Annotated in this window: 21 protein-coding genes and 1 other annotated feature; of the genes, 3 read left to right on the forward strand and 18 right to left on the reverse strand. The window is 44.1% G+C overall.

Annotation, left to right across the window (positions count from 1 at the left end; genetic code table 11):
* Positions 1-5: 5 nt before the first annotated feature.
* The 15 genes from ABT997_RS07310 to ABT997_RS07380 all read right to left on the reverse strand — a co-directional run bounded on the left by ABT997_RS07310 (position 6) and on the right by ABT997_RS07380 (position 11,539).
* A complete protein-coding gene (locus ABT997_RS07310) occupies positions 6-698 on the reverse strand; it encodes a phosphoglycerate mutase (protein ID WP_002900876.1) in 693 nt (230 codons plus the stop codon).
* A gap of 232 nt (positions 699-930) precedes the next feature.
* Positions 931-1,392 (reverse strand): Fur family transcriptional regulator, encoded by a 462-nt coding sequence (locus tag ABT997_RS07315; RefSeq protein WP_350019074.1) that lies wholly within the window; start codon positions 1,390-1,392, stop codon positions 931-933.
* Positions 1,393-1,541: 149 nt separating this feature from the next.
* Entirely contained in the window at positions 1,542-1,697 is a 156-nt protein-coding gene (locus ABT997_RS07320) for a hypothetical protein (protein WP_193389714.1), read from the reverse strand.
* A 119-nt stretch (positions 1,698-1,816) separates the two neighbouring features.
* Positions 1,817-2,092 (reverse strand): HU family DNA-binding protein, encoded by a 276-nt coding sequence (locus ABT997_RS07325; RefSeq protein ID WP_006596762.1) that lies wholly within the window; start codon positions 2,090-2,092, stop codon positions 1,817-1,819.
* Positions 2,093-2,226: 134 nt separating this feature from the next.
* Entirely contained in the window at positions 2,227-3,060 is an 834-nt protein-coding gene (locus ABT997_RS07330) for a DegV family protein (protein WP_154852252.1), read from the reverse strand.
* An 83-nt stretch (positions 3,061-3,143) separates the two neighbouring features.
* Positions 3,144-3,875 (reverse strand): metallophosphoesterase, encoded by a 732-nt coding sequence (locus ABT997_RS07335; RefSeq protein ID WP_154852249.1) that lies wholly within the window; start codon positions 3,873-3,875, stop codon positions 3,144-3,146.
* A 16-nt stretch (positions 3,876-3,891) separates the two neighbouring features.
* On the reverse strand, positions 3,892-5,556 hold the full coding sequence (recN, locus tag ABT997_RS07340; protein ID WP_154852246.1) for a DNA repair protein RecN: 1,665 nt from the start codon (positions 5,554-5,556) through the stop codon (positions 3,892-3,894).
* A 7-nt stretch (positions 5,557-5,563) separates the two neighbouring features.
* Complete coding sequence (locus ABT997_RS07345) at positions 5,564-5,995, reverse strand: arginine repressor (protein ID WP_048715457.1); 432 nt, start codon at positions 5,993-5,995, stop codon at positions 5,564-5,566.
* The gene (locus ABT997_RS07350) at positions 5,988-6,803 is read right to left on the reverse strand and encodes a TlyA family RNA methyltransferase (RefSeq protein WP_154852243.1); all 816 of its coding nucleotides are present in this window, start codon (positions 6,801-6,803) and stop codon (positions 5,988-5,990) included. The genes ABT997_RS07345 and ABT997_RS07350 overlap by 8 nt, the downstream gene beginning before the upstream one ends.
* Positions 6,784-7,671, reverse strand: a complete 888-nt coding sequence (locus tag ABT997_RS07355) for a polyprenyl synthetase family protein (protein ID WP_350019075.1) — start codon at positions 7,669-7,671, stop codon at positions 6,784-6,786. The genes ABT997_RS07350 and ABT997_RS07355 overlap by 20 nt, the downstream gene beginning before the upstream one ends.
* A complete protein-coding gene (locus ABT997_RS07360; protein ID WP_006596769.1) occupies positions 7,668-7,880 on the reverse strand; it encodes an exodeoxyribonuclease VII small subunit in 213 nt (70 codons plus the stop codon). The genes ABT997_RS07355 and ABT997_RS07360 overlap by 4 nt, the downstream gene beginning before the upstream one ends.
* On the reverse strand, positions 7,858-9,198 hold the full coding sequence (gene xseA / locus ABT997_RS07365; protein ID WP_154852233.1) for an exodeoxyribonuclease VII large subunit: 1,341 nt from the start codon (positions 9,196-9,198) through the stop codon (positions 7,858-7,860). Before xseA ends, ABT997_RS07360 begins: the two co-directional genes overlap by 23 nt.
* 112 nt (positions 9,199-9,310) lie before the next feature.
* Entirely contained in the window at positions 9,311-10,165 is an 855-nt protein-coding gene (locus tag ABT997_RS07370; protein WP_154852230.1) for an NAD(P)H-hydrate dehydratase, read from the reverse strand.
* A 132-nt stretch (positions 10,166-10,297) separates the two neighbouring features.
* Positions 10,298-11,152 (reverse strand): bifunctional methylenetetrahydrofolate dehydrogenase/methenyltetrahydrofolate cyclohydrolase, encoded by an 855-nt coding sequence (locus tag ABT997_RS07375; protein ID WP_185759636.1) that lies wholly within the window; start codon positions 11,150-11,152, stop codon positions 10,298-10,300.
* A gap of 156 nt (positions 11,153-11,308) precedes the next feature.
* The gene (locus tag ABT997_RS07380; protein ID WP_006596773.1) at positions 11,309-11,539 is read right to left on the reverse strand and encodes a DUF1797 family protein; all 231 of its coding nucleotides are present in this window, start codon (positions 11,537-11,539) and stop codon (positions 11,309-11,311) included.
* Positions 11,540-11,768: 229 nt separating this feature from the next.
* On the opposite strand from ABT997_RS07380, the gene ABT997_RS07385 reads away from it, so the two are divergent.
* The 3 genes from ABT997_RS07385 to ABT997_RS07395 all read left to right on the forward strand — a co-directional run bounded on the left by ABT997_RS07385 (position 11,769) and on the right by ABT997_RS07395 (position 15,115).
* Positions 11,769-14,036: an ATP-dependent Clp protease ATP-binding subunit gene (locus tag ABT997_RS07385; RefSeq protein ID WP_350019076.1), complete on the forward strand. Its 2,268-nt coding sequence runs from the start codon at positions 11,769-11,771 to the stop codon at positions 14,034-14,036.
* 259 nt (positions 14,037-14,295) lie between these two features.
* Positions 14,296-14,745 carry an NUDIX hydrolase gene (locus ABT997_RS07390; protein WP_195610903.1) on the forward strand — a complete coding sequence of 150 codons (450 nt, stop codon included), beginning with the start codon at positions 14,296-14,298 and terminating at the stop codon, positions 14,743-14,745.
* A 67-nt stretch (positions 14,746-14,812) separates the two neighbouring features.
* Entirely contained in the window at positions 14,813-15,115 is a 303-nt protein-coding gene (locus ABT997_RS07395) for a DUF1827 family protein (protein WP_350019077.1), read from the forward strand.
* 80 nt (positions 15,116-15,195) lie between these two features.
* Here ABT997_RS07395 and ABT997_RS07400 read toward each other — a convergent pair whose 3' ends face one another.
* The 3 genes from ABT997_RS07400 to ABT997_RS07410 form a co-directional block, all read right to left on the reverse strand.
* Complete coding sequence (locus ABT997_RS07400; RefSeq protein WP_006597133.1) at positions 15,196-15,630, reverse strand: GNAT family N-acetyltransferase; 435 nt, start codon at positions 15,628-15,630, stop codon at positions 15,196-15,198.
* Between the two features lie 60 nt (positions 15,631-15,690).
* Entirely contained in the window at positions 15,691-18,483 is a 2,793-nt protein-coding gene (gene ileS / locus ABT997_RS07405) for an isoleucine--tRNA ligase (protein ID WP_350019078.1), read from the reverse strand.
* A gap of 51 nt (positions 18,484-18,534) precedes the next feature.
* Positions 18,535-18,751 (reverse strand) — a binding site (T-box leader).
* Positions 18,742-19,611 (reverse strand): DivIVA domain-containing protein, encoded by an 870-nt coding sequence (locus ABT997_RS07410; RefSeq protein WP_126403906.1) that lies wholly within the window; start codon positions 19,609-19,611, stop codon positions 18,742-18,744. It overlaps the preceding feature by 10 nt.
* Between the last annotated feature and the right edge of the window lie 7 nt (positions 19,612-19,618).

Genomic DNA, 19,618 nt, shown 5'->3' on the forward strand with positions numbered 1-19,618 from the left:
TATTTTTATTTACCAAGATAGTATTCTTTCACAACGTTCAATTTTTCGTCAAATTCGAATACCAATGGTGGGAAGTTAGGGATTTCCACATCCATGATTTCGTCGTCTGACAATTGTTTGATGTGTTTTACAAGGGCACGGATTGAGTTACCGTGTGCTCCTACGAATACGTTTTTACCATCTTTAAGAGCTGGAGCGATTTTATCTTCCCAGAATGGAAGAGCGCGTTCCAAAGTCACTTTCAAGTTTTCAGCATCTGGAATCACTGAGTCGTCAAGTGAAGCGTAACGACGGTCAGTGTGCGCTGAGTGCTCATCATCGCGATCCATGTTTGGAGGCAATACATCGTATGAACGACGCCAGATGTGAACTTGCTCATCACCAAATTGTTCAGCAGCTTCAGCTTTGTTTTTACCAGTCAAACCACCGTAGTGACGTTCGTTCAAGCGCCATGATTTTTCAACTGGAACCCACAATTGGTCAGAAGCTTCAAGAGCCAAGTTAGTTGTTTTGATCGCACGTTTCAATACTGAAGTGTAAGCTTGGTCAAATTCGATACCAGCTTCTTTGATCAATTTACCAGCGTCGATCGCTTGTTGTGTACCTTTTTCAGACAAATCAACATCAGCCCAACCAGTGAAAAGGTTAGCTTTGTTCCATTCAGACTCACCGTGGCGAGCAAAAACCAATTTTACCATTAGATGGATCTCCTTTTTATTCTCCGAGGTTTCCCCCGTTTATCTATTCTATTCTACTAGATTTTCAGTGAAAAATCTAGTCTTAACAGGGCCAGATCGGAGATTTCGTGAAAATTTTATCAATTCTTTTTCATTGATTTTTACATGTTGCTCTCACCAGCCTCTAAATCCTGCCTGTCCCACCATTTTTCACAAGCCAGACTAAACAAAAAACCTCTAAAAAGAGGTTTGCTTACAATTGCTTATTCTGGCATTCCGGACAAAGGCCATAAACTGTGGTTTGGCACTTGGTAATGACGTAGCCACTTTTTTCTCTCGCTTCTGCTCTCACGTCTGGAACTTCGATATCAATATCGTCAATCTTCCCACAAGACTCACAAATCAGATTTAAGTGATCATGTCCCATAAAGTCAAAGTAGGTCGTAGTATCATTACGAACTTTAATTTCAGAGACAAAGCCTTCTTCAATGAGGACCTTGAGATTGTTATAAACGGTTGCCAGACTCATATTGGGAAAGGCTGGTTTCAAGTCCTGATAGATGGCATCCGCACTTGGATGTTCCTGACTTTTGACAAGATAGGAAAGGACAGCTCGACGCGTCTCTGTAATCCGTACAGATTTTTCACGCAGGTGTTGCAATACATCTTCCACTTTTTCTTGTTGAACGGAATCGAGTGTTAAACAAGCTAGCATGGTCTTTCCCCTTTCTGTGTCTTCTTTAAAACTATTATATCACGAATACCACATTTTGCCTAATTAGAATGTTTGTAAATAAGGAAAAGTGCAGAATTAAATCAGCTCGAATCAAGCTCCTTTACTCCCACACTTTTTTATATCTAATCTTAACTTCCCCAACTAAGGATCCATCTCATGGTTCCTAGTAAAATTTTGACAAAGAGGAACATAAAGAAGAGTTCCGCGATAAACCAGAGACCTTTCAATAGATAAAGAATTGGCTTAATCATGAGCAGAACAAAGATTCCAACAATCCATCTCATGGTCCACCCTCCATTTCTCACTTTTTTCTATTATACTCCTATTTATAGGCCCTGTCTAGAAACTACTCCAAAACAAAAAATCCCTTCTAGCAAGCTAGAAGGAACCTTTGTAATCACAATTATTTAACTGCGTCTTTAAGAGCTTTACCAGCTTTGAATGCTGGAACTTTAGAAGCAGCGATTTTGATTTCTTTACCAGTTTGTGGGTTGCGACCTTTACGAGCTGCACGTTCACGAACTTCGAAGTTACCGAAACCGATCAATTGAACTTTTTCACCTTTTGAAAGGTATTCTGAAACAGCTGCAAATACAGCGTCAACTGCTGCTGCTGAGTCTTTTTTAGTCAATTCTGTAGCTTCTGCCACTTTTGCGATCAAATCTTGTTTGTTAGCCATTTAACAAATCCTCCAAATTTTTTTAGGTTTTACCCTTAACATCTCTATCATATCTAAAAAATGCTTTTAGGTCAAGTACTAAACTTGTTTTTATCAACATTTATCTAGGAATAAATTCCTTTATTGACGGGCTTCTATGCAAATCGGACGAGAACTGCCCAGGCATCTTCACCAGTGTGAGTTTGAATGATCGAACCTGTCTCCAAAACAGAGATTGGAGCTGCAACCAAAGGCTGTAATTGTGCCTTCATTTGGTTAGCAAAGTCAGGCCCACCAGCATAGGAAATCCCTATTTCGGCGATTTCTTTACCAGATAAGTCTTGTATCAACTCGTCCAACCATTTTTTAAAGGTCTTCTGTCCGCGTCCTTTGACAATCGGTTGCAGTTCATCGTTCTTCATTTCCATGACAACCCGAATATTCAAAAGGGAACTCAATAAACCAGTTACGCGGCCAATCCGGCCTCCTTTCACCAGGTTTTCCAGAGTAGAAACCCCAATGTAGAGTCTAGATTTTTGCTTGACCTCTTCAATGCGGGCTACAATTTCCTCTACGCTAGCTCCTTCTTGAGCCATTTTCGCTGCTTCTACCACTTGGAACTTCATGGCTTGGTCTGTAAAGCTACTATCAATCACCGTGACATCTGCATTGGCTAAGGTAGCGCCTTGACGTGCAGCTTCCACTGTACCAGATAAGGCATGAGACATATGGATCGCAATAATTTGCGCCCCTTCTGCAGCCAAACCTTCGAAGACTTCCGCAAACACACCTACTGGAGGTTGACTGGTCTTTGGAAGGTTCTTACTGGACTTCATCAACTGAAGGAATTGTCCTTCTGTTAATTCCGCATCTGAATAGAGGACACCGTCCACCATAACAGAGAGGGGAACGATGGTAATTCCGTATTTTTCAACAACTTCAGGCTCAATCGTTACGGATGAGTCTGTAACAATTTTTACTTGTGACATAACATTCCTACAATCTTTTCTTAGATATATCCACTCTATTATATCAAATTTTCTAGGCTTTTGTGGGACAAAGTCCTTTTTACTTAATCATCGATAGCTGCAAAGCCATCATTGACCAAAGCAACATCGGCCTTCATTCCACTTTCATCAAAGAGAATGCCATGGAGGACGCCACCATATACAGCCCCGCCATCCATGCCAATCTTCCCATCTTCGGTCACCCAGAGCTCCTTGGTTCCAATCTTTTGATCCAAGAGATAGTGAACCGGGGTATGGCCGAAAACAATGGTCTTTCCTGTCTGGTTGGTCGCTTCATGGAAGGGTTGGCGAATCCAGACCTTTTGGTAATCCGTGGTTTCATGCCAATCAGGCAAGGTCAAGTCAAGGCCAGCATGCACAAAAATATAGTGTTCTGTTTCATAGACAAAAGGAAGCGAACGGATGAAAGCAACGAGGTCCCCACAAGTCTCTTGCACGCGCCGAACATCCGCCACACCATCTACTGGATCTGTGAGGGGACGACCAAGTAGAGAGTTGATGGTCGTGTCACCACCATTTCGTCGGTAATGGTCGTAGCGTTCGGTCGGGTTATCAATCCAAGCTAGAAACATGTATTCGTGGTTCCCAGAGAGACAGATGGCCCCTTGCTGTTCGACAAAATCTTTGACTAGTTCGATAACCTTACGACTATCTTCCCCACGGTCTATCAGATCTCCGAGAAAAACCAGCTGGGACTGACCATCCCAATGGGTCATCAGTTCCTCTAGCATACCTGCTTTTCCATGAATATCTCCCACTACGAAATAGCTTTCCATATCGGTTCCTTTCTTCTTAGGACGGCCGTTTTAACAATTGCTCTGCCTGCATGCGGGCTGCTTCTGTCACATCTTCACCAGCAAGCATCTTAGCGACTTCTTCGACCCGTTCTTCATGACTGAGCAAGCGAACGGTCGAAACCGTTGAAAATTCATCGCTCACCTTTTCGATAAAGAATTGGTAATCGGCTACTGCAATGACCTGAGGTAAATGAGAGATGGCTAGCACCTGACCATAACGTCCAATTTTATAAATTTTCGAAGCAATGGCCTGCGCCACCCGACCAGATACCCCTGTATCCACCTCGTCAAAGACGATACTGGTCTTGCCTTCTTTACGTGAAAAGGCTGACTTGATGGCCAACATAAGACGGGACAATTCTCCACCTGAGGCGACTTTTACTAAAGACTTAAAGTCCTCTCCAGGGTTGGTTGAAATATAAAACTCAACCGTTTCGTTTCCTTCCAGATTAAACTTAGATGGGGTAAAACGCACTTGGAAACGGGCTTTTTCCATATAGAGATCCGCTAATTCCTGCTGGATCTCTGCTTCCAGCTCTTGGGCCAAGGCATGACGCCCTTGACTTAGTTCTTTAGCCAAGGCAACCAACTGTCCTTCCATGGACTTGAGTTCTTTTTCCAAGTCTTCAGAAGAGGTTCCTCCTCCTGTTAATAGGCTATATTCCTTGCTGATTTGCTCTAGGTAATCAAGAACATCCTTAACCTGACCACCGTACTTACGAGTAATTGAATGGATCAGGTCTAGTCGAGCTTCCACCTGCATCAAGCGGTTGCCGTCAAAGTCCAAGCCATCTACCAGATCCTCCAAGCGCTTGGTCAAATCCTCCAGAGTATAGTAGGTCTCGGCCATTTGATCAGACAAGGTCTTGTATTCTGCATCATACTCTTCGATGCTTTGCAGATCATTCATGGCCGACCGCAAATTGCTAAGACTGGAGAAGTCTTCTGCATCCAGCATGGCATAAGCATTGCTTAGGGTATCTGCAATCATCTTATGATTGAGCAGGCGTTGCCGTTCTTGCTCTAACTGGACATCTTCATCCAGGGACAAGGCAGCCGCCTCGATTTCCGAAATTTGGTATTCCAGCATTTCGATGCGAGCTTGGTTTTCCTGGTTATTTTTTTGGATTTGCAAGACCTGCTTGCGCAAGGACTTGTAATTCTCAAAAGTCTCTCTATAGGCCTTCTTCGTCGCAAAAAAAGCATCTTCCCCAAAGCTATCCAGCATAGCGATATGCAATGGAGCCCGCATCAGTTCTTCCTGATCGTGCTGGCCATGAATATCTACCAAATGCTGGCCAACCGCCTTGAGAACGGAGAGGTTAACCATCTGCCCATTGATGCGACTGACACTCCGACCATTCTGGAAAATTTCTCTGCGAATAATCAACTCCTCTGCCCATTCTAAGCCCTGCTCCTCAAAAAGCTGCTGAAGGGCACGGTTTTCATCAATCGCAAAGAGGCCTTCAATCTCAGCCTTAGGAGCACCGTGGCGGATGACATCAGTCGTCGCCCGGCTCCCCAGCATCATATTCATAGCATCGATAATGATGGATTTTCCTGCACCAGTTTCACCGGTTAAAACCGTCATCCCCGTCTCAAAATTCAGAGCGATTTCTTCAATGATGGCAAAGTTTTTAATTGAAATTTCTAATAGCATCTCTCTCCTACCATTCCATCAATCGTTGTTCGATAAACTGTGCCTTTTCTTCCGAGCGGGCCACAATCAAAATACTATTGTCGTCTGAAATCATGCTAAAGATGATGTCATCAAAATCTTCTTGTAGATGCCGCTTGACTAGATAGGCTGTCCCTGGGACAAGCTTGAGGGTCAAAAAGCTCCCCATGCGTTCAAAGGATTGAAGATTATTTTCTGCTAATTTTCCACTATGTTGGACGCGTGGCAATTCATAGACATAGGCTGAACCTTTTAAAGGCGTTTTAATAATCCCCAACTCTTTGATATCGCGGGAAACAGTCGCTTGTGTCGCAGAAATTCCAGCTTCTCTCAGATGTTCGACAATGGCATCCTGAGTACCCACTTTATTTTCTCGGATAAAGCGGCGTATTTTTTCTAATCGGTTTTGTTTACTATTCATGTTTAAAGTCAGTATGGGCTTTTTCGACAACTGCCACAAACTCTTGCAGTTGAAGACGATCTTGCCCAGTATTTTTTTCTAAATAAAGTAAAAATTCAATATTGCCATGGCCCCCTTGGATCGGTGAATAATCCACACCCAAGACGGAGAAGCCATGTTCTAAGGCAAAGCCTTGAACCTGTTCCAAGACAGACAGATGGACCTTGGCATCCTTGATAATCCCATTTTTCCCAATCTGCTCCCGACCAGCTTCAAACTGGGGTTTGACAAGGGCAACCACCTGGCCTCCCTCTTGTAAAATCCCATGGAGGGCTGGCAAGATGAGGTTTAGGGAAATAAAGCTAACATCAATGCTAGCAAAGCTTGGAGTTTGCTCAAAATCCTCAGACGTCGCATAGCGGAAGTTGAACTGCTCCATCGAGATGACACGAGGATCCTGACGAAGCTTCCAAGCCAACTGATTGGTCCCTACATCCACAGCATAGACCAAGGCAGCCCCATTTTGGAGCATAACATCCGTAAAGCCTCCTGTAGAAGCCCCAATATCCAGTGTGACCTTATCCTGCAGATCAATCTCAAAAAGGTCCAAAGCCTTTTCTAACTTGAGACCACCACGACTAACATATTTGAGTTTTTCACCCTTGAGTTTTAATTCTGTCGCTTCATCAATTTTTTCGCCTGGTTTATCGAAGCGCTCGCCATTATGAACGGCAACGACCAGACCAGCCATCACACCGCGTTTGGCCTGCTCCCGGGTTTCAAAAAGTCCCTGCTTATAGGCCAGTACGTCAACTCTTTCCTTCGCCATGAATTCTAAGTCTTTCTATAATCTTTTTGATTCCAGTCCCGTCGAAGTCTACCTGTTGAGAGATGCGATTGAGCAAGTCCTCACAGGCATCTAGCTCCCGGTCCAAATAAGCCTGAGCTCCATCTAGACCGAGGAGGGCAGGATAGGTTGATTTTTCAGCTTGCAGATCCTTCTGAGGGGTTTTCCCTAAAGAAGCAAAATCAGCAGTCACATCCAAAATATCATCCCGAATCTGGAAGGCCAAGCCTAAATGGAGGCCAATTTCCTCTAAGAGAGTCGCGATAGCTGGCTCAAGCTCTAAGAGGCTCCCTGTTGCTTGGAATGGATAGGCGAGCAGTCGCCCTGTCTTATTGGCATGGATGACTTGCAACTGGTCCAAGGTCAGGCTCGCCCCTTCCCCTTCCATATCCAAGACTTGGCCTGCCACCATCCCAGCTGTCCCTGAAGCATCCGATAACAGGGCAATCAGTTGCACCCTGATAGAAGCTGGAAGGTCTGCCTCTGCCACACAGCCAAAGGCATCTAAGAAGAGCGAGTCTCCTGCTAAGATGGCTAGGTCTTCCCCAAACTTTTTATGGTTGGTCAATTGACCACGACGATAATCATCATTATCCATGGCTGGTAAATCATCATGGATCAAGCTTCCCGTATGAATCATTTCAAGAGCGGCTGCCACCTGAAAATGAGCCTCAAGGATGGGAGCATGAAAGGCCTCCAACAACTCCAATAAGAGCAAAGGTCGAATCCGTTTCCCCCCTGCATGGACTGAATAGAGGATAGATTCTACCAAGCGGGGAGCGATTTGTTTAGCCTCGTAGAAGCCTTCTATCGCTTTTTCGACCCCTTGCAGTTTTTCTTCTAGAATCATACTAGTTCCGTTTCTGAGCCATCTGCTTGCATCACCTTGACCAAGGTCTTTTCAGCCTGATCAAGTGTTTCTTGCAAGTCTTTTGATAGCTTCATTCCTTTCTGAAACTCTGAGATGGCCTCTTCGAGGGGCACTTGCCCACTTTCCAACTTTTGGACAATAGCTTCCAAATCAGCTAAATTTTCTTCAAATTTCTTTTCTTTCGACATGCTTTACCTCTACTTCTACTTGCCCATCCCGCATGACTAGCGTCAAGGCATCCTTTTCTTTGATCGTATCTACGCTATCCAAAACCTGATCTCCAGCCTGTACCAAGGCGTAGCCTCTAGCCACGATGCGACTGGTATCCAACATCAAGAGAGCTTCCGATAGGCGCTTGGCATCTGCTGCTTTTGTCTGGTAGAGCTCCTTGATTTTCAAGGTCAGCAATCGCTCCATCTGGAGAATCTGGTCTCGATAGCGCTCGAGCTGATGCTGTGGCGCTTGGGAGGCCAATCGATGACGGAGTTCTTGTAACTGGCGGCTATTTCTGGTAACCGACTCTGACACAGCCTGTTTCAACCGCAACTGAATCTGATCCAGCTTTTGCAGATAAGAATCATACAGCCGCTCTGGCTGACGGAAGATGACCGATTGGCTCAATTTTTGTAGACGTTCCCGATGATAGACCAGGCGGTTGCGCATAGCGGTTGCCATCCGCCCTTCCTGCTTCTGCAAATGATTGAGCAGGTCCAACTTGGTCACAGGCGTTGCCAACTCAGCCGCAGCTGTAGGAGTTGCTGCCCGGCGATCTGCGACAAAGTCTGCCAGAGTAGTATCTGTCTCATGCCCCACACTGGAAATAATGGGAATTCTAGACTCAAAAATAGCCCTCACAACTGGCTCTTCATTAAAGGCCCACAGGTCTTCGATGGAGCCACCACCACGACCGATGATCAAAACATCGAGGTCCGACCGATCATTGGCCTTTTGGATATTGGCGACAATTTCTTGGGCAGCTCCCTCTCCTTGTACCTTGGTTGGAAAAAGGAGAATCTCCACGCCCGGAAAGCGCCGCGAAACAGTCGTGATAATATCGCGAATAACGGCCCCACTCTGACTGGTAATAACCCCAATTTTCTTGGAGAACTGGGGGATAGCCTGTTTGAACTTCTCTTGAAAAAGACCTTCTTCTAGGAGTTTCTTTTTCAACTGCTCAAACTGAATGGCTAAAGCGCCGACGCCATCTGGCTCCGCCTTTTCGATGACAATAGAATAACTGCCACTTGGCTCATAGAGTTGGATCCGACCGATGACATTGATCTTCATGCCTTCTTCTAGCTCAAAGCCGAAACTCTTATAAATCCCTGCCCAGACAGTCGCCTGGATCACAGCTTTTTCATCCTTTAAAGAAAAATACTGGTGATTGGGACGCTTACGGAAATTCGAGACCTGACCCGTCAAATAGACCCGCTCTAGATAGGGGTCTTTATCAAATTTTAACTTGAGGTATTTGGTCAGACTGGATACCGATAAATACTCTGACATAGTTCCCCTTTCACACGGAAAATTCTAGTATAAATTATACCAAAAATAAGCGGAAAAAGCTGATTCTACCTACGGAAAAAGCCCCAGATTTCATCATCTGAGGCTTGATTGTTTATTGGCAGTTGGAAAGGCATATTCCCCTCATCCATTTTGGAATTTCTCGACTAATCGCGGTCGGTAAAACCACATAGGCATTCTTGCTTAAATCGTCTGCAATGGCCGAGTGAAGGTGACTGGCAACTACCACGCGCTCATAGAGACCAACTTGCGGAAATTGACCCGCAAAACCTGCAATCATGCCTGCCAAGGTATCACCCATTCCTCCAGTTGCCTGGTAGGGCCCTCCAACGGTTAGTTGGTAATAATCGGCTTGCCCTTGTTGCCAAATCTTGGTCTGGGGACCCTTTTGGACCAGAATACTTGCTGGAGGAAGTTGGGACAGAGACTGCCTTGTTGCTTCTTCCCCTTGGTCTGCGATTGCTAGACCTGACATGGCCTCCCATTCTTTTTGATGCGGAGTAAAGACCAGTTGAGCTGGAGGAAGAGAAAGTCCTAAGCGAGTATAGAGGCTAATGGCTCCACCATCTAGAATGAGCACTTGATGAGGCTGAACCCTATCAAAAACTAGCTTTACAAGGTGTGCCCCTAGCTCATTAGCATTGAGTCCTGGCCCCAACAAAATAACCCCTGCTTTTGCGATTTGCTCAGCCAACAATTCTTGGTCCGTCACAGCAAATGCCATGGCTTCAGGTAGCTGACTATGGAGGGCAGGGATATTCTCTCGGTCTGTCGCAACCGTGACAAGGCCCGCTCCACTATGAACCGCTGCGAGGGCTGCCATGATAATGGCTCCACCATAGGGATAAGTCCCTCCAATCAAGAGCAGACGCCCATAGTCTCCCTTATAGGAATCTGACTGACGGCTAAGGATAACTTGTTGCAGCAATGTTTGGTCAACTCTTAACATAAGCGTCCCCTCTTTCTCCCTCTATTTTACCACGTTTAGGCTAAAAAAAGGCAGGAAGCGAAGTTCCTACCTTAAAAATCTTTCTAAACATTCTACAGCTACAAACACTGTCCCGAATCCATCCAAGCTGGTTTATTTCTTTAAAGCCCGAACAGCTGCCTCATAGGTCTGAGACATGAGCATGGTAATGGTCATAGGACCAACGCCACCTGGAACCGGAGTGATGTGACTAGCCAGAGGAGCTACTTGTTCATAGTCCACGTCTCCACAGAGCTTCCCATTTTCATCACGGTTCATCCCGACATCGATAACGACCGCTCCCTCTTTGACAAAGTCAGCTGTAACAAATTTGGCACGACCGATCGCCACCACTAAGATATCGGCTTTTCTAGCAATTTTAGCCAAATGATGAGTCCGCGAATGGGTCAAGGTCACCGTTGCATTTTTTGCTAAGAGAAGCTGGGCCATCGGTTTCCCCACGATGTTGGAACGGCCAATGACGACTGCATTTTTCCCTTCGACATCGATATCATATTCCCGGAACATTTCCATAATCCCTGCTGGTGTAGAGGGAACCATGACTGGATTTCCTGCCCAAAGATGTCCCATATTGAGAGGGTGGAAGCCGTCGACATCCTTATTAGGATCAATGGCTAACAAAACTGCCTCATCGTCGATATGGGCTGGTAGAGGCAACTGGACTAAAATACCATGCCAGAGTGGATCCTGATTGTAGCGGTCAATGAGGGCTAATAAGTCCTCTTGGGAAATGCTTTCTGGTACTCGAACCACTTCACTTCGAAATCCTGCTGCCAAAGCTGACCGTTCTTTATTGCGGACATAGACCTGGCTAGCTGGGTTTTCTCCCACCAAAATCACTACCAAGCCTGGGACCTGACCAGTCTCAGCCTTTAAGCGAGCGGTTTTCTCAGCCAATTCCCCTTGCAATTTTACTGCCAAGGCCTTCCCATCAATTACATGTGTCATCTCAATCTCTTTTCTATTCAATATCTTCTCTATTATATCAGATTTGTGAACCTGCTCCTAACACTTCTTGATTAGACAAGGTTATAAGAAGAAACTATAACTATTTTCTTCCAACAAAAAAGAGACTAGATGCTCTAGACTCTTGATTGATACTTCTTAGTACAACAATTCGTAGATCTCCATTGCGATTAAGTCAATGCTATCGAATGTATAGGTCTCACGCGCTTCTACATCACGAAGAGTAAATACTGATCCATTTTCTTCATCATAGTTGTAAGCTACTTCAGCAACTACAACCCCTTCACGTTCAAAATTACGTTTTAAGTTTCCACCGTCTTTCGTCATCGCTTCCAAACGGCTGATAATTCGTACCAAATGTGATTCCATTTTGATTCTCCTATTTACTTTCTACTCTCCTATTTTATCATAAAAGAAGGAGGAAATTCCAATAAAAATCAACTTTTCCGCTATTTTCCTCTTTATTCCATGCCTAAAACCGGACTTCATACTAAATTCTTGCAAACTTTTAGAATACTGCTATAATGAAACTATAAAAGTTTGACTATTTCTGACCAATAGTTTTTACACTTTTTACCCTAGAGAAAGAGGTAAGAGAATGCTTTGTCAAAACTGTAAAATCAATGATTCAACCATTCATCTTTATACGAACGTGAATGGCCACCAACAACAAGTAGACCTTTGCCAGAACTGCTATCAAATTATGAAAACGGATCCTAACAATAGTCTACTAGCAGGATTAAACCAACAAAATCGCGGAGGACGGGATCCTTTTGAAGATTTCTTCAATCAACTAGGAAACTTCCAGGCTCCGCAAGAACCCCAAACTCCTCCGACCCAATCTGGAGGAGGCTATGGTGGTGGAAATGGCTATGGCTCAAATGGGAACGGTCGTTCTTCAGGACCCAACAGACCCCAAGCTAAACAACAACCAAAGGGCCTCCTAGAAGAGTTTGGAATTAACGTTACTGAAATTGCTCGCCGTGGGGATATCGATCCGGTCATTGGCCGTGACGATGAAATTCTTCGCGTCATTGAAATCCTCAACCGTCGTACCAAAAACAACCCTGTCTTGATCGGTGAACCGGGTGTCGGGAAAACTGCTGTCGTAGAAGGGCTAGCTCAAAAGATTGTCGATGGGGATGTCCCTCATAAATTGCAAGGCAAGCAAGTTATTCGCTTAGACGTTGTTAGTCTTGTTCAAGGAACTGGGATCCGAGGCCAATTTGAAGAGCGCATGCAACAATTAATGGAGGAAATCCGTCGCCGTGAAGATGTGATTTTATTCATCGACGAAATTCATGAAATCGTCGGTGCTGGATCTGCTGGAGACGGCAACATGGATGCTGGAAATATCCTCAAACCAGCCCTCGCTCGTGGCGAATTGCAATTAGTCGGTGCGACAACACTTAATGAATACCGGATTATCGAGAAGGATGCAGCACTTGAACGCCGGATGCAACCCGTTAAGGTCGATGAGCCAACGGTTGAAGAAACTATCACCATCCTCAAAGGGATTCAAAAGAAATATGAGGACTACCACCACGTCCACTACACAGATGGTGCCATCGAAGCTGCAGCACTCCTCTCCAATCGCTATATCCAAGACCGCTTCTTGCCCGACAAGGCCATTGACCTCTTGGATGAAGCTGGCTCTAAGATGAATTTAACCCTCAATTTCGTCGATCCAAAGGTCATTGACCAACGCTTAATTGAAGCTGAAAATCTCAAAGCCCAGGCGACGCGTGATGAAGATTTCGAAAAAGCTGCCTACTTCCGTGATCAAATCGCTAAGTACAAAGAAATGCAAGGGCAACAGGTCACTGATCAAGATACGCCAGTCATTAGCGAAAAGACCATCGAACACATCGTCGAACAAAAGACTAATATTCCAGTTGGAGATTTGAAAGAAAAAGAACAATCCCAATTGATCAACTTGGCGGCTGATTTGAAGGCTCATGTCATCGGCCAAGATGAGGCTGTTGAAAAAATTGCTAAGGCCATCCGTCGCAACCGGGTAGGACTTGGAACGCCCAACCGTCCAATCGGTAGCTTCCTCTTTGTTGGACCGACTGGCGTCGGGAAGACAGAGTTGTCCAAACAATTGGCTATCGAACTCTTCGGTTCTGCTGATAGTATGATTCGCTTTGATATGAGCGAGTACATGGAGAAACATGCCGTTGCTAAACTGGTCGGCGCCCCTCCAGGCTACGTCGGCTATGAAGAAGCTGGCCAGCTGACTGAAAAGGTGCGTCGCAACCCTTACTCTCTCATTCTCTTGGATGAGGTAGAAAAGGCCCATCCTGATGTCATGCATATGTTCCTCCAAGTCTTGGATGATGGTCGCTTGACAGATGGTCAAGGACGAACAGTGAGCTTCAAAGATACCATCATCATCATGACTTCCAATGCGGGAACTGGAAAAGCGGAGGCTAATGTCGGCTTTGGGGCGGCTCGTGAAGGTCGGACCAATTCTATCCTAGGTGAACTTGGAAACTTCTTTAGTCCAGAATTCATGAACCGGTTTGACGGCATCATTGAATTCAAAGCCTTGTCTAAAGAAAACCTCCTTCAAATCGTCACTCTTATGCTCGATGATGTCAATCAACGCCTGGCCCACAATGATATCCACCTCGATGTTACCGATAAGGTCAAGGAAAAATTGGTTGATTTGGGCTACGATCCAAAAATGGGAGCTCGTCCACTTCGTCGTACCATTCAGGACTATATCGAAGATGCCATTACAGATTACTACTTAGAAAATCCTAGTGAAAAAGATCTGAAGGCTGTCATGACCAGCAATGGAAAGATTTGCATTAAAGGAAAGAACAAACCCGCTAACGAGGCAGAAAAAGGAACTGAATAATCGCATTTAAAGTGGCTGGGACAAAAGTCCTAGCCACTCAATTGTCTTTGGATTGTCGAGCAAGACGCAGCGGTTGAGTGGGCTCTACTACGCTGATTTCATCAGCTTTTACAGGCCTACTCAACTGTGCGGAGGTGGGACGACGAAATCGAATTCTATCGAATTACCGATTTCTGTCCCACTCTCTTATTTTTATCTCCTACTGCTTTTTATGTCCATCTATGTTATAATGATAAAAAAATAAGAAGCGAGCTTTAATATGACTGTTGCAACTTTTGGAACAAAAGAAGAAAATGTTGACTATGTCAATCGTTATGGAGTCTATGCGGTGATTCCAAATCCAGCCAAGGATAAAATCATCCTAGTCCAAGCACCTAATGGAGCTTGGTTCCTACCAGGTGGTGAAATCGAGGCAGGAGAAGATCATTTCTTGGCACTTGAGCGAGAACTGATTGAAGAATTGGGCTTCACTGCGACGATCGGCGAGTATTATGGCCAAGCAGATGAGTACTTTTACTCCAGTCACCGCGGCACCCACTACTATAACCCTGCTTATATCTATGAAGTAACTGACTTTGTAGAAGCTCAAAAACCTCTAGAGGATTTCAATAACATTGCTTGGTTCCCAATCGATGAAGCCATTGACAGGTTAAAAAGAGGAAGTCATAAGTGGGGAATCAAAATGTGGAAATCTGCCCAAAAATTGTAAGCGACTTCTTTCACAAAATAAAAAAAAGTGCTATAATAAATGGAGAAAGAGCTTAGGAGGATCTCACATGAAGCTTATGAATACAACAAATAGTCATGCTACTCTGGTCAAAAGTCAATTAGAAAGTACCGATGCTACCCTTGTTGAGGTCTATTCAGCTGGTAACACCGACGTTATCTTTACCAAAGCTCCTACTCATTACGAATTGCTGATTAGTAACAAACACCGTGCCATTCGTGAAAACGAAGTTGAAAAAATTCGTGAGTTCTTTTTAAAACGCAAGATTGATCTTCAAATCATTGACCAATCTGCTATTAAGACCCTCTACTCTGATAAACTAATTGAAATTTCTTTCCCAATTGCTAAGTAAGGTGCTTCTACCTTACTTTTTTCTTTGCTGTTTTTTTCAAAAAAAATCCGTTCATCTCATTATCGAGATGAACGGATTCTTTATTTCTGATAGATCATTTTTACGTGAGGGGTAGAAGCCAAGATAAAGGGCTCGCTCACCGTTTGAAAACCTAGCTTTTCATACAAGCCAACCACCTGTTCTTGGGCCTCAATTTCAATGGTCCGCCCAGGAAATCTCTGTTCACACAGGTCCAAAATCTGCTCTACCATGTCTTTTCCCAGTCCTTGGCCACGACTATCTTTGGCTACAGCGACTCGACCAAAATGAATCGTAGCCCCTGTCTCAAAGATACGTGCATAGGCATCTACGCGTCCTTCCTCATCTTGATGAAAAAGGTGAATAGCTCTAAGATCAATAGCGTCAAGATCATTGTAGATTCTTGTCTGTTCCACGACAAAAGTCTCTAAACGCAATTGAACGATCTCGTAAAACTCTTTCAGTTCTAGTTCTTTAAATTCCTTCTGGCACCACATCTGTTCCTCTTTATTGAAAAGTCGCAAGGAGACTTTCTCCCTGCGATTTTTCACATCTTATTATTTAGATTCAAATCCTTCTGCGACTGCATCCGCAAAGTTTTCTTCGACGATGCTTGCACAGTGATCGCAGATAGTTGCATGGTAGCTACGTTCTGCTGTACTTGGATCAATACGACGGCAACGGTCACAAACCTCACCAGCTGCACGTTCAACAGTGAAGGCAACATCTTCGAAGGCCACTGCACCTTCTGGAGCTGGACCTTCTGCAATGGTCAATTCTGATACAATCAAGAGTTGAGCAACATTACTATCTACTGCCCCAAGAAGAGTCTTCACTACTTCGTTAGGATAAACTGTCAAATGAGCTTCAAGAGATTTACCGATCACTTTTTCATTACGTGCTTCTTCCAAAGCCTTTTGAGCTTGTCCACGGAAGTCCATAAAGGCTGACCAGGCATCCAAGATTTCCTCTTGATTCGTAAATGTTTGCGCTTCTGGCAATTCTGACAATTGAACAAAGTCTTCTGCTTCAAACTCAAGGTAGGACCAGATTTCTTCAGCAGTGTGAGGAAGAATTGGTGTCAAGAGTTTGGTGATTTTCACAAGGATGTCATAGAAGACTGTTTGCATCTGACGGCGTTCAAGAGATTTGGCACCTTCGATGTAGACAACATCTTTGGCGAAATCAAGGTAGAAGGCTGACAGATCAACATTGATAAAGTTAACCAAAGCCTTATAAATCGTCAAGAATTCGAAGTTTGCATAAGCGTCACGAATGGTCTTAACAAGTTGGTTAAAGCGGATGGTCATGTACTTATCAACAGAACGAAGTTCTTCGTAAGCGACTGCATCCTCAGCTGGGTTAAAGTCAGATGTGTTGGCAATCAAGAAACGAAGGGTGTTACGGATCTTACGGTAAGTTTCAGAAACTTGACTCAAGATATCCATAGAGATCCGTACGTCGTTGCTTGAGTCTACACTGGTTACCCAGAGACGCAAGATTTCCGCACCAAATTGTTTTTCGACATCACTTGGAGCAATGGTGTTTCCAAGAGATTTAGACATCTTCTCACCTTTACCGTCCAAAGCAAAACCTTGCGACAAGATTTGTTTGTATGGTGCAACACCATGATTAGCCACAGATGTGATGAGAGATGAGTTGAACCAACCACGGTATTGGTCTGAACCTTCTAGGTAGAGGTCTGCTGGATATTTAAGTTCGGGGCGATTAACCACGACACCATTCCATGATGAACCAGAGTCGAACCATACATCCATGATGTCTGTTTCTTTCTTGAACTCACCATTTGGTGAACCTGGATGGGTAAATCCTTCTGGCAAGAGGTCTTTGGCATCACGTTCCCACCAGATGATGGAACCATGTTCTTCAAAGAGTTGAGCTACATGTTCGATGGTTTCAGCTGTCATGATTGGTGTTCCGTCTTCTGCATAGAAGATTGGAAGTGGCACACCCCAAGCACGTTGACGTGAGATAACCCAGTCACCACGGTCACGGATCATGTTGTAAAGACGAACTTTACCCCACTCTGAGTGGAACTTCACTTTTTCAATTTCGTCCAAGATTTCTTGGCGGAATTTAGATACAGAGGCAAACCATTGAGGCACTGCACGCCAGATGATTGGTTTTTTCGTACGCCAGTCAAATGGGTAGGAGTGAGAGATTTCTTCTTGAGCAAGAAGTAAATCACCAAGTTTTTCAATAACCGTTGGCACAACCTTGTCATAGAATTGACCTTCGAACTCTGCACCAGCATTGGCCATCATGATTCCGCGTTCGTTAACAGTCACAGCAACTTCAAGACCATTGGCAACACCGACATTATAGTCATCCTCACCAAAACCAGGGGCTGTATGGACGATACCAGTACCGGAATCTGTTGTAACGTGGTCGCCAAGGATAACGAGTTCATCTACTGCTGTATCCCATGGGTGCTCTGTCACAATTTGGTTTAATTCTGAACCACGGTAAGTAGCCAAAACTTGAACATTCGCCCAACCAAATTTCTCAGACAAGCTGTTCAACAATTCTGAAGCAACCACAAACTTACGAGATTCGCCAGCTGGTTGCACCAAGACGTAATCAATATCCGCACCAACAGTCAAACCACGAGAAGCCGTGATGGTGAATGGAGTTGTTGTCCAAACGACGATGGAAGTATCTGTATCAAGGACACCTTTTCCGTCCTTAACCTTATTGGCATAGTAAAGGGATGTAGAAACCAAGTCATGGTATTCAATTTCCGCTTCAGCAAGCGCTGATTCAGATGACCAAGACCAGTAAACAGGCTTCGCTCCACGGTAGATATAGCCTTTATTAGCCATTTCACCAAAGACACGGATTTGCGCTGCTTCATAGTCAGGCGTCAAGGTTACATATGGATTATCCCAGTCACCTGAAACACCCAAGCGCTTAAAATCTTCGCGTTGTTTATCTACTTGAGAAAGGGCATAGTCACGGCAAAGTTTCAAGTACTCAACCAAGTCCATTTCTTTGCGTTTAACACCTTGTTTTGCCAAGACTTGCTCGATTGGCAAACCATGAGTATCCCAACCTGGGATGTAAGGTGCATAAAAGCCTGACATAGACTTAGAACGAATAATGATATCTTTTGAGATCTTGTTCATAGCATGTCCTACGTGGATGTTCCCATTAGCATACGGAGGGCCATCATGCAAGGTGAAATGTGGTTTTCCTTGGTTCAATTCTTGACGACGTTGGTAAAGTTTTGCTTCTTCCCATTCTTTTTGCCAAACTGGCTCTTTTGTAGGTAGACCAGCCCGCATCGGGAACTCTGTCTTACCTAAATTCAGTGTTTCTTTGAGTTTCATGGTGTCTCCTCTAAAAAATAATCATACAAAATAAAAGACCACGACCTCGCCAAAAAGGACGACAAATCGTGGTACCACCTTCATTCAAGAAAGAGAGTACTCTCTTTCTCCTCTTTTGTCGCTAACGCTGACCAGCGTTAGTGGTTACTTATTTCACCACTAAGATTTGTAAAAGGATCAATCTTATCAAAGGAAGTACAGGTCTTCCACCATCACCTGCTCGCTAAAACTATTTGATAAGATCACTGTTTTTACAGATTATAAAATTGAAACAGATTCCCGTTGTTCTTCCCCTTCAGGAGCATCAATATCAGCAACTTCTGGCGCATCGATATCCGCAACTTGAGGAGTATCTAGAACAATTTCATCAATAGAATCTTGATCTACCTGATTTTTTTCTACTTCTTCCAAAGCTTCTTGAACTTTTTCATTCAATCCTTCAAAAGCTTGAGTCGCAGACAATTCACGATTTACAGCTTCAATATGTTTTTGCAATTCTTCAATTTCAGCGCGTGAGAATTGACGAGTCAAATCAATTGATTCATCATCGTAGTTATGATGAACCGTTTCTTCCAAAGCTTTTTCGACTACTTCACGGAAAGCTTCATCACTGGTTTGAATATACATAGCAGTTGGGCGAAGAATTTCATCCCATTCTGGTGTATCAATGATGCTCAATTGGCTTTCGATAGTTGATTTCAAACGTTGGTGGAAGACACGCGTCTTATTCTTCAATTCTTCCGTTTCTACAGCAACTTTCTTAGCATTGTCTGTAGCATGACGGAGAATTTCATTTGCTTTCGCTTTTGCTTCTTCAACTAAATGATGAGCATCTTGCTCCGCTTGACGAACAATTGTTTCTGAGCGTTCATTTGCTGCATGCTTCACACGTTCTGCTGTATCTTGAGCGATTAATACTGATTGACTCAAAGAGTCTTTCATTTCGTCAAAGTAGTTCAAGCGTTCTTCCAACGCACTAATTTTTGTTTCCAATTCATGATTTTCACGAACTAATTTTTCATAGTCTCGGTAGACCATGTCTTGAAACTCTTCAACTTCTTTAGCATCGTAGCCTCTAAATTTTACATAAAAGCGTTTATCTTTGATTTCTAAAGCTGTAAGTGCCATAGTTCCT

Origin of the sequence: Streptococcus australis (assembly GCF_040226615.1) — a bacterium.
Classification (GTDB): Bacteria; Bacillota; Bacilli; order Lactobacillales; family Streptococcaceae; genus Streptococcus; species Streptococcus australis_E.

Bases quoted from the DNA above. Each gene is read 5' to 3' on its own strand.
- ABT997_RS07350 (WP_154852243.1), bottom strand. From the start codon at position 6,803: ATGGCGAAGGAAAGAGTTGACGTACTGGCCTATAAGCAGGGACTTTTT.
- ABT997_RS07310 (WP_002900876.1), bottom strand. From the start codon at position 698: ATGGTAAAATTGGTTTTTGCTCGCCACGGTGAGTCTGAATGGAACAAA.
- ABT997_RS07330 (WP_154852252.1), bottom strand. From the start codon at position 3,060: ATGTCACAAGTAAAAATTGTTACAGACTCATCCGTAACGATTGAGCCT.
- ABT997_RS07375 (WP_185759636.1), bottom strand. From the start codon at position 11,152: ATGACACATGTAATTGATGGGAAGGCCTTGGCAGTAAAATTGCAAGGG.
- ABT997_RS07355 (WP_350019075.1), bottom strand. From the start codon at position 7,671: ATGATTCTAGAAGAAAAACTGCAAGGGGTCGAAAAAGCGATAGAAGGC.
- ABT997_RS07325 (WP_006596762.1), bottom strand. From the start codon at position 2,092: ATGGCTAACAAACAAGATTTGATCGCAAAAGTGGCAGAAGCTACAGAA.
- ABT997_RS07315 (WP_350019074.1), bottom strand. From the start codon at position 1,392: ATGCTAGCTTGTTTAACACTCGATTCCGTTCAACAAGAAAAAGTGGAA.
- ileS (WP_350019078.1), bottom strand. From the start codon at position 18,483: ATGAAACTCAAAGAAACACTGAATTTAGGTAAGACAGAGTTCCCGATG.
- ABT997_RS07360 (WP_006596769.1), bottom strand. From the start codon at position 7,880: ATGTCGAAAGAAAAGAAATTTGAAGAAAATTTAGCTGATTTGGAAGCT.
- ABT997_RS07380 (WP_006596773.1), bottom strand. From the start codon at position 11,539: ATGGAATCACATTTGGTACGAATTATCAGCCGTTTGGAAGCGATGACG.
- ABT997_RS07390 (WP_195610903.1), top strand. From the start codon at position 14,296: ATGACTGTTGCAACTTTTGGAACAAAAGAAGAAAATGTTGACTATGTC.
- ABT997_RS07395 (WP_350019077.1), top strand. From the start codon at position 14,813: ATGAAGCTTATGAATACAACAAATAGTCATGCTACTCTGGTCAAAAGT.
- recN (WP_154852246.1), bottom strand. From the start codon at position 5,556: ATGCTATTAGAAATTTCAATTAAAAACTTTGCCATCATTGAAGAAATC.
- ABT997_RS07410 (WP_126403906.1), bottom strand. From the start codon at position 19,611: ATGGCACTTACAGCTTTAGAAATCAAAGATAAACGCTTTTATGTAAAA.
- ABT997_RS07400 (WP_006597133.1), bottom strand. From the start codon at position 15,630: ATGTGGTGCCAGAAGGAATTTAAAGAACTAGAACTGAAAGAGTTTTAC.
- xseA (WP_154852233.1), bottom strand. From the start codon at position 9,198: ATGTCAGAGTATTTATCGGTATCCAGTCTGACCAAATACCTCAAGTTA.
- ABT997_RS07320 (WP_193389714.1), bottom strand. From the start codon at position 1,697: ATGAGATGGATTGTTGGAATCTTTGTTCTGCTCATGATTAAGCCAATT.
- ABT997_RS07385 (WP_350019076.1), top strand. From the start codon at position 11,769: ATGCTTTGTCAAAACTGTAAAATCAATGATTCAACCATTCATCTTTAT.
- ABT997_RS07335 (WP_154852249.1), bottom strand. From the start codon at position 3,875: ATGGAAAGCTATTTCGTAGTGGGAGATATTCATGGAAAAGCAGGTATG.
- ABT997_RS07345 (WP_048715457.1), bottom strand. From the start codon at position 5,995: ATGAATAGTAAACAAAACCGATTAGAAAAAATACGCCGCTTTATCCGA.
- ABT997_RS07370 (WP_154852230.1), bottom strand. From the start codon at position 10,165: ATGTTAAGAGTTGACCAAACATTGCTGCAACAAGTTATCCTTAGCCGT.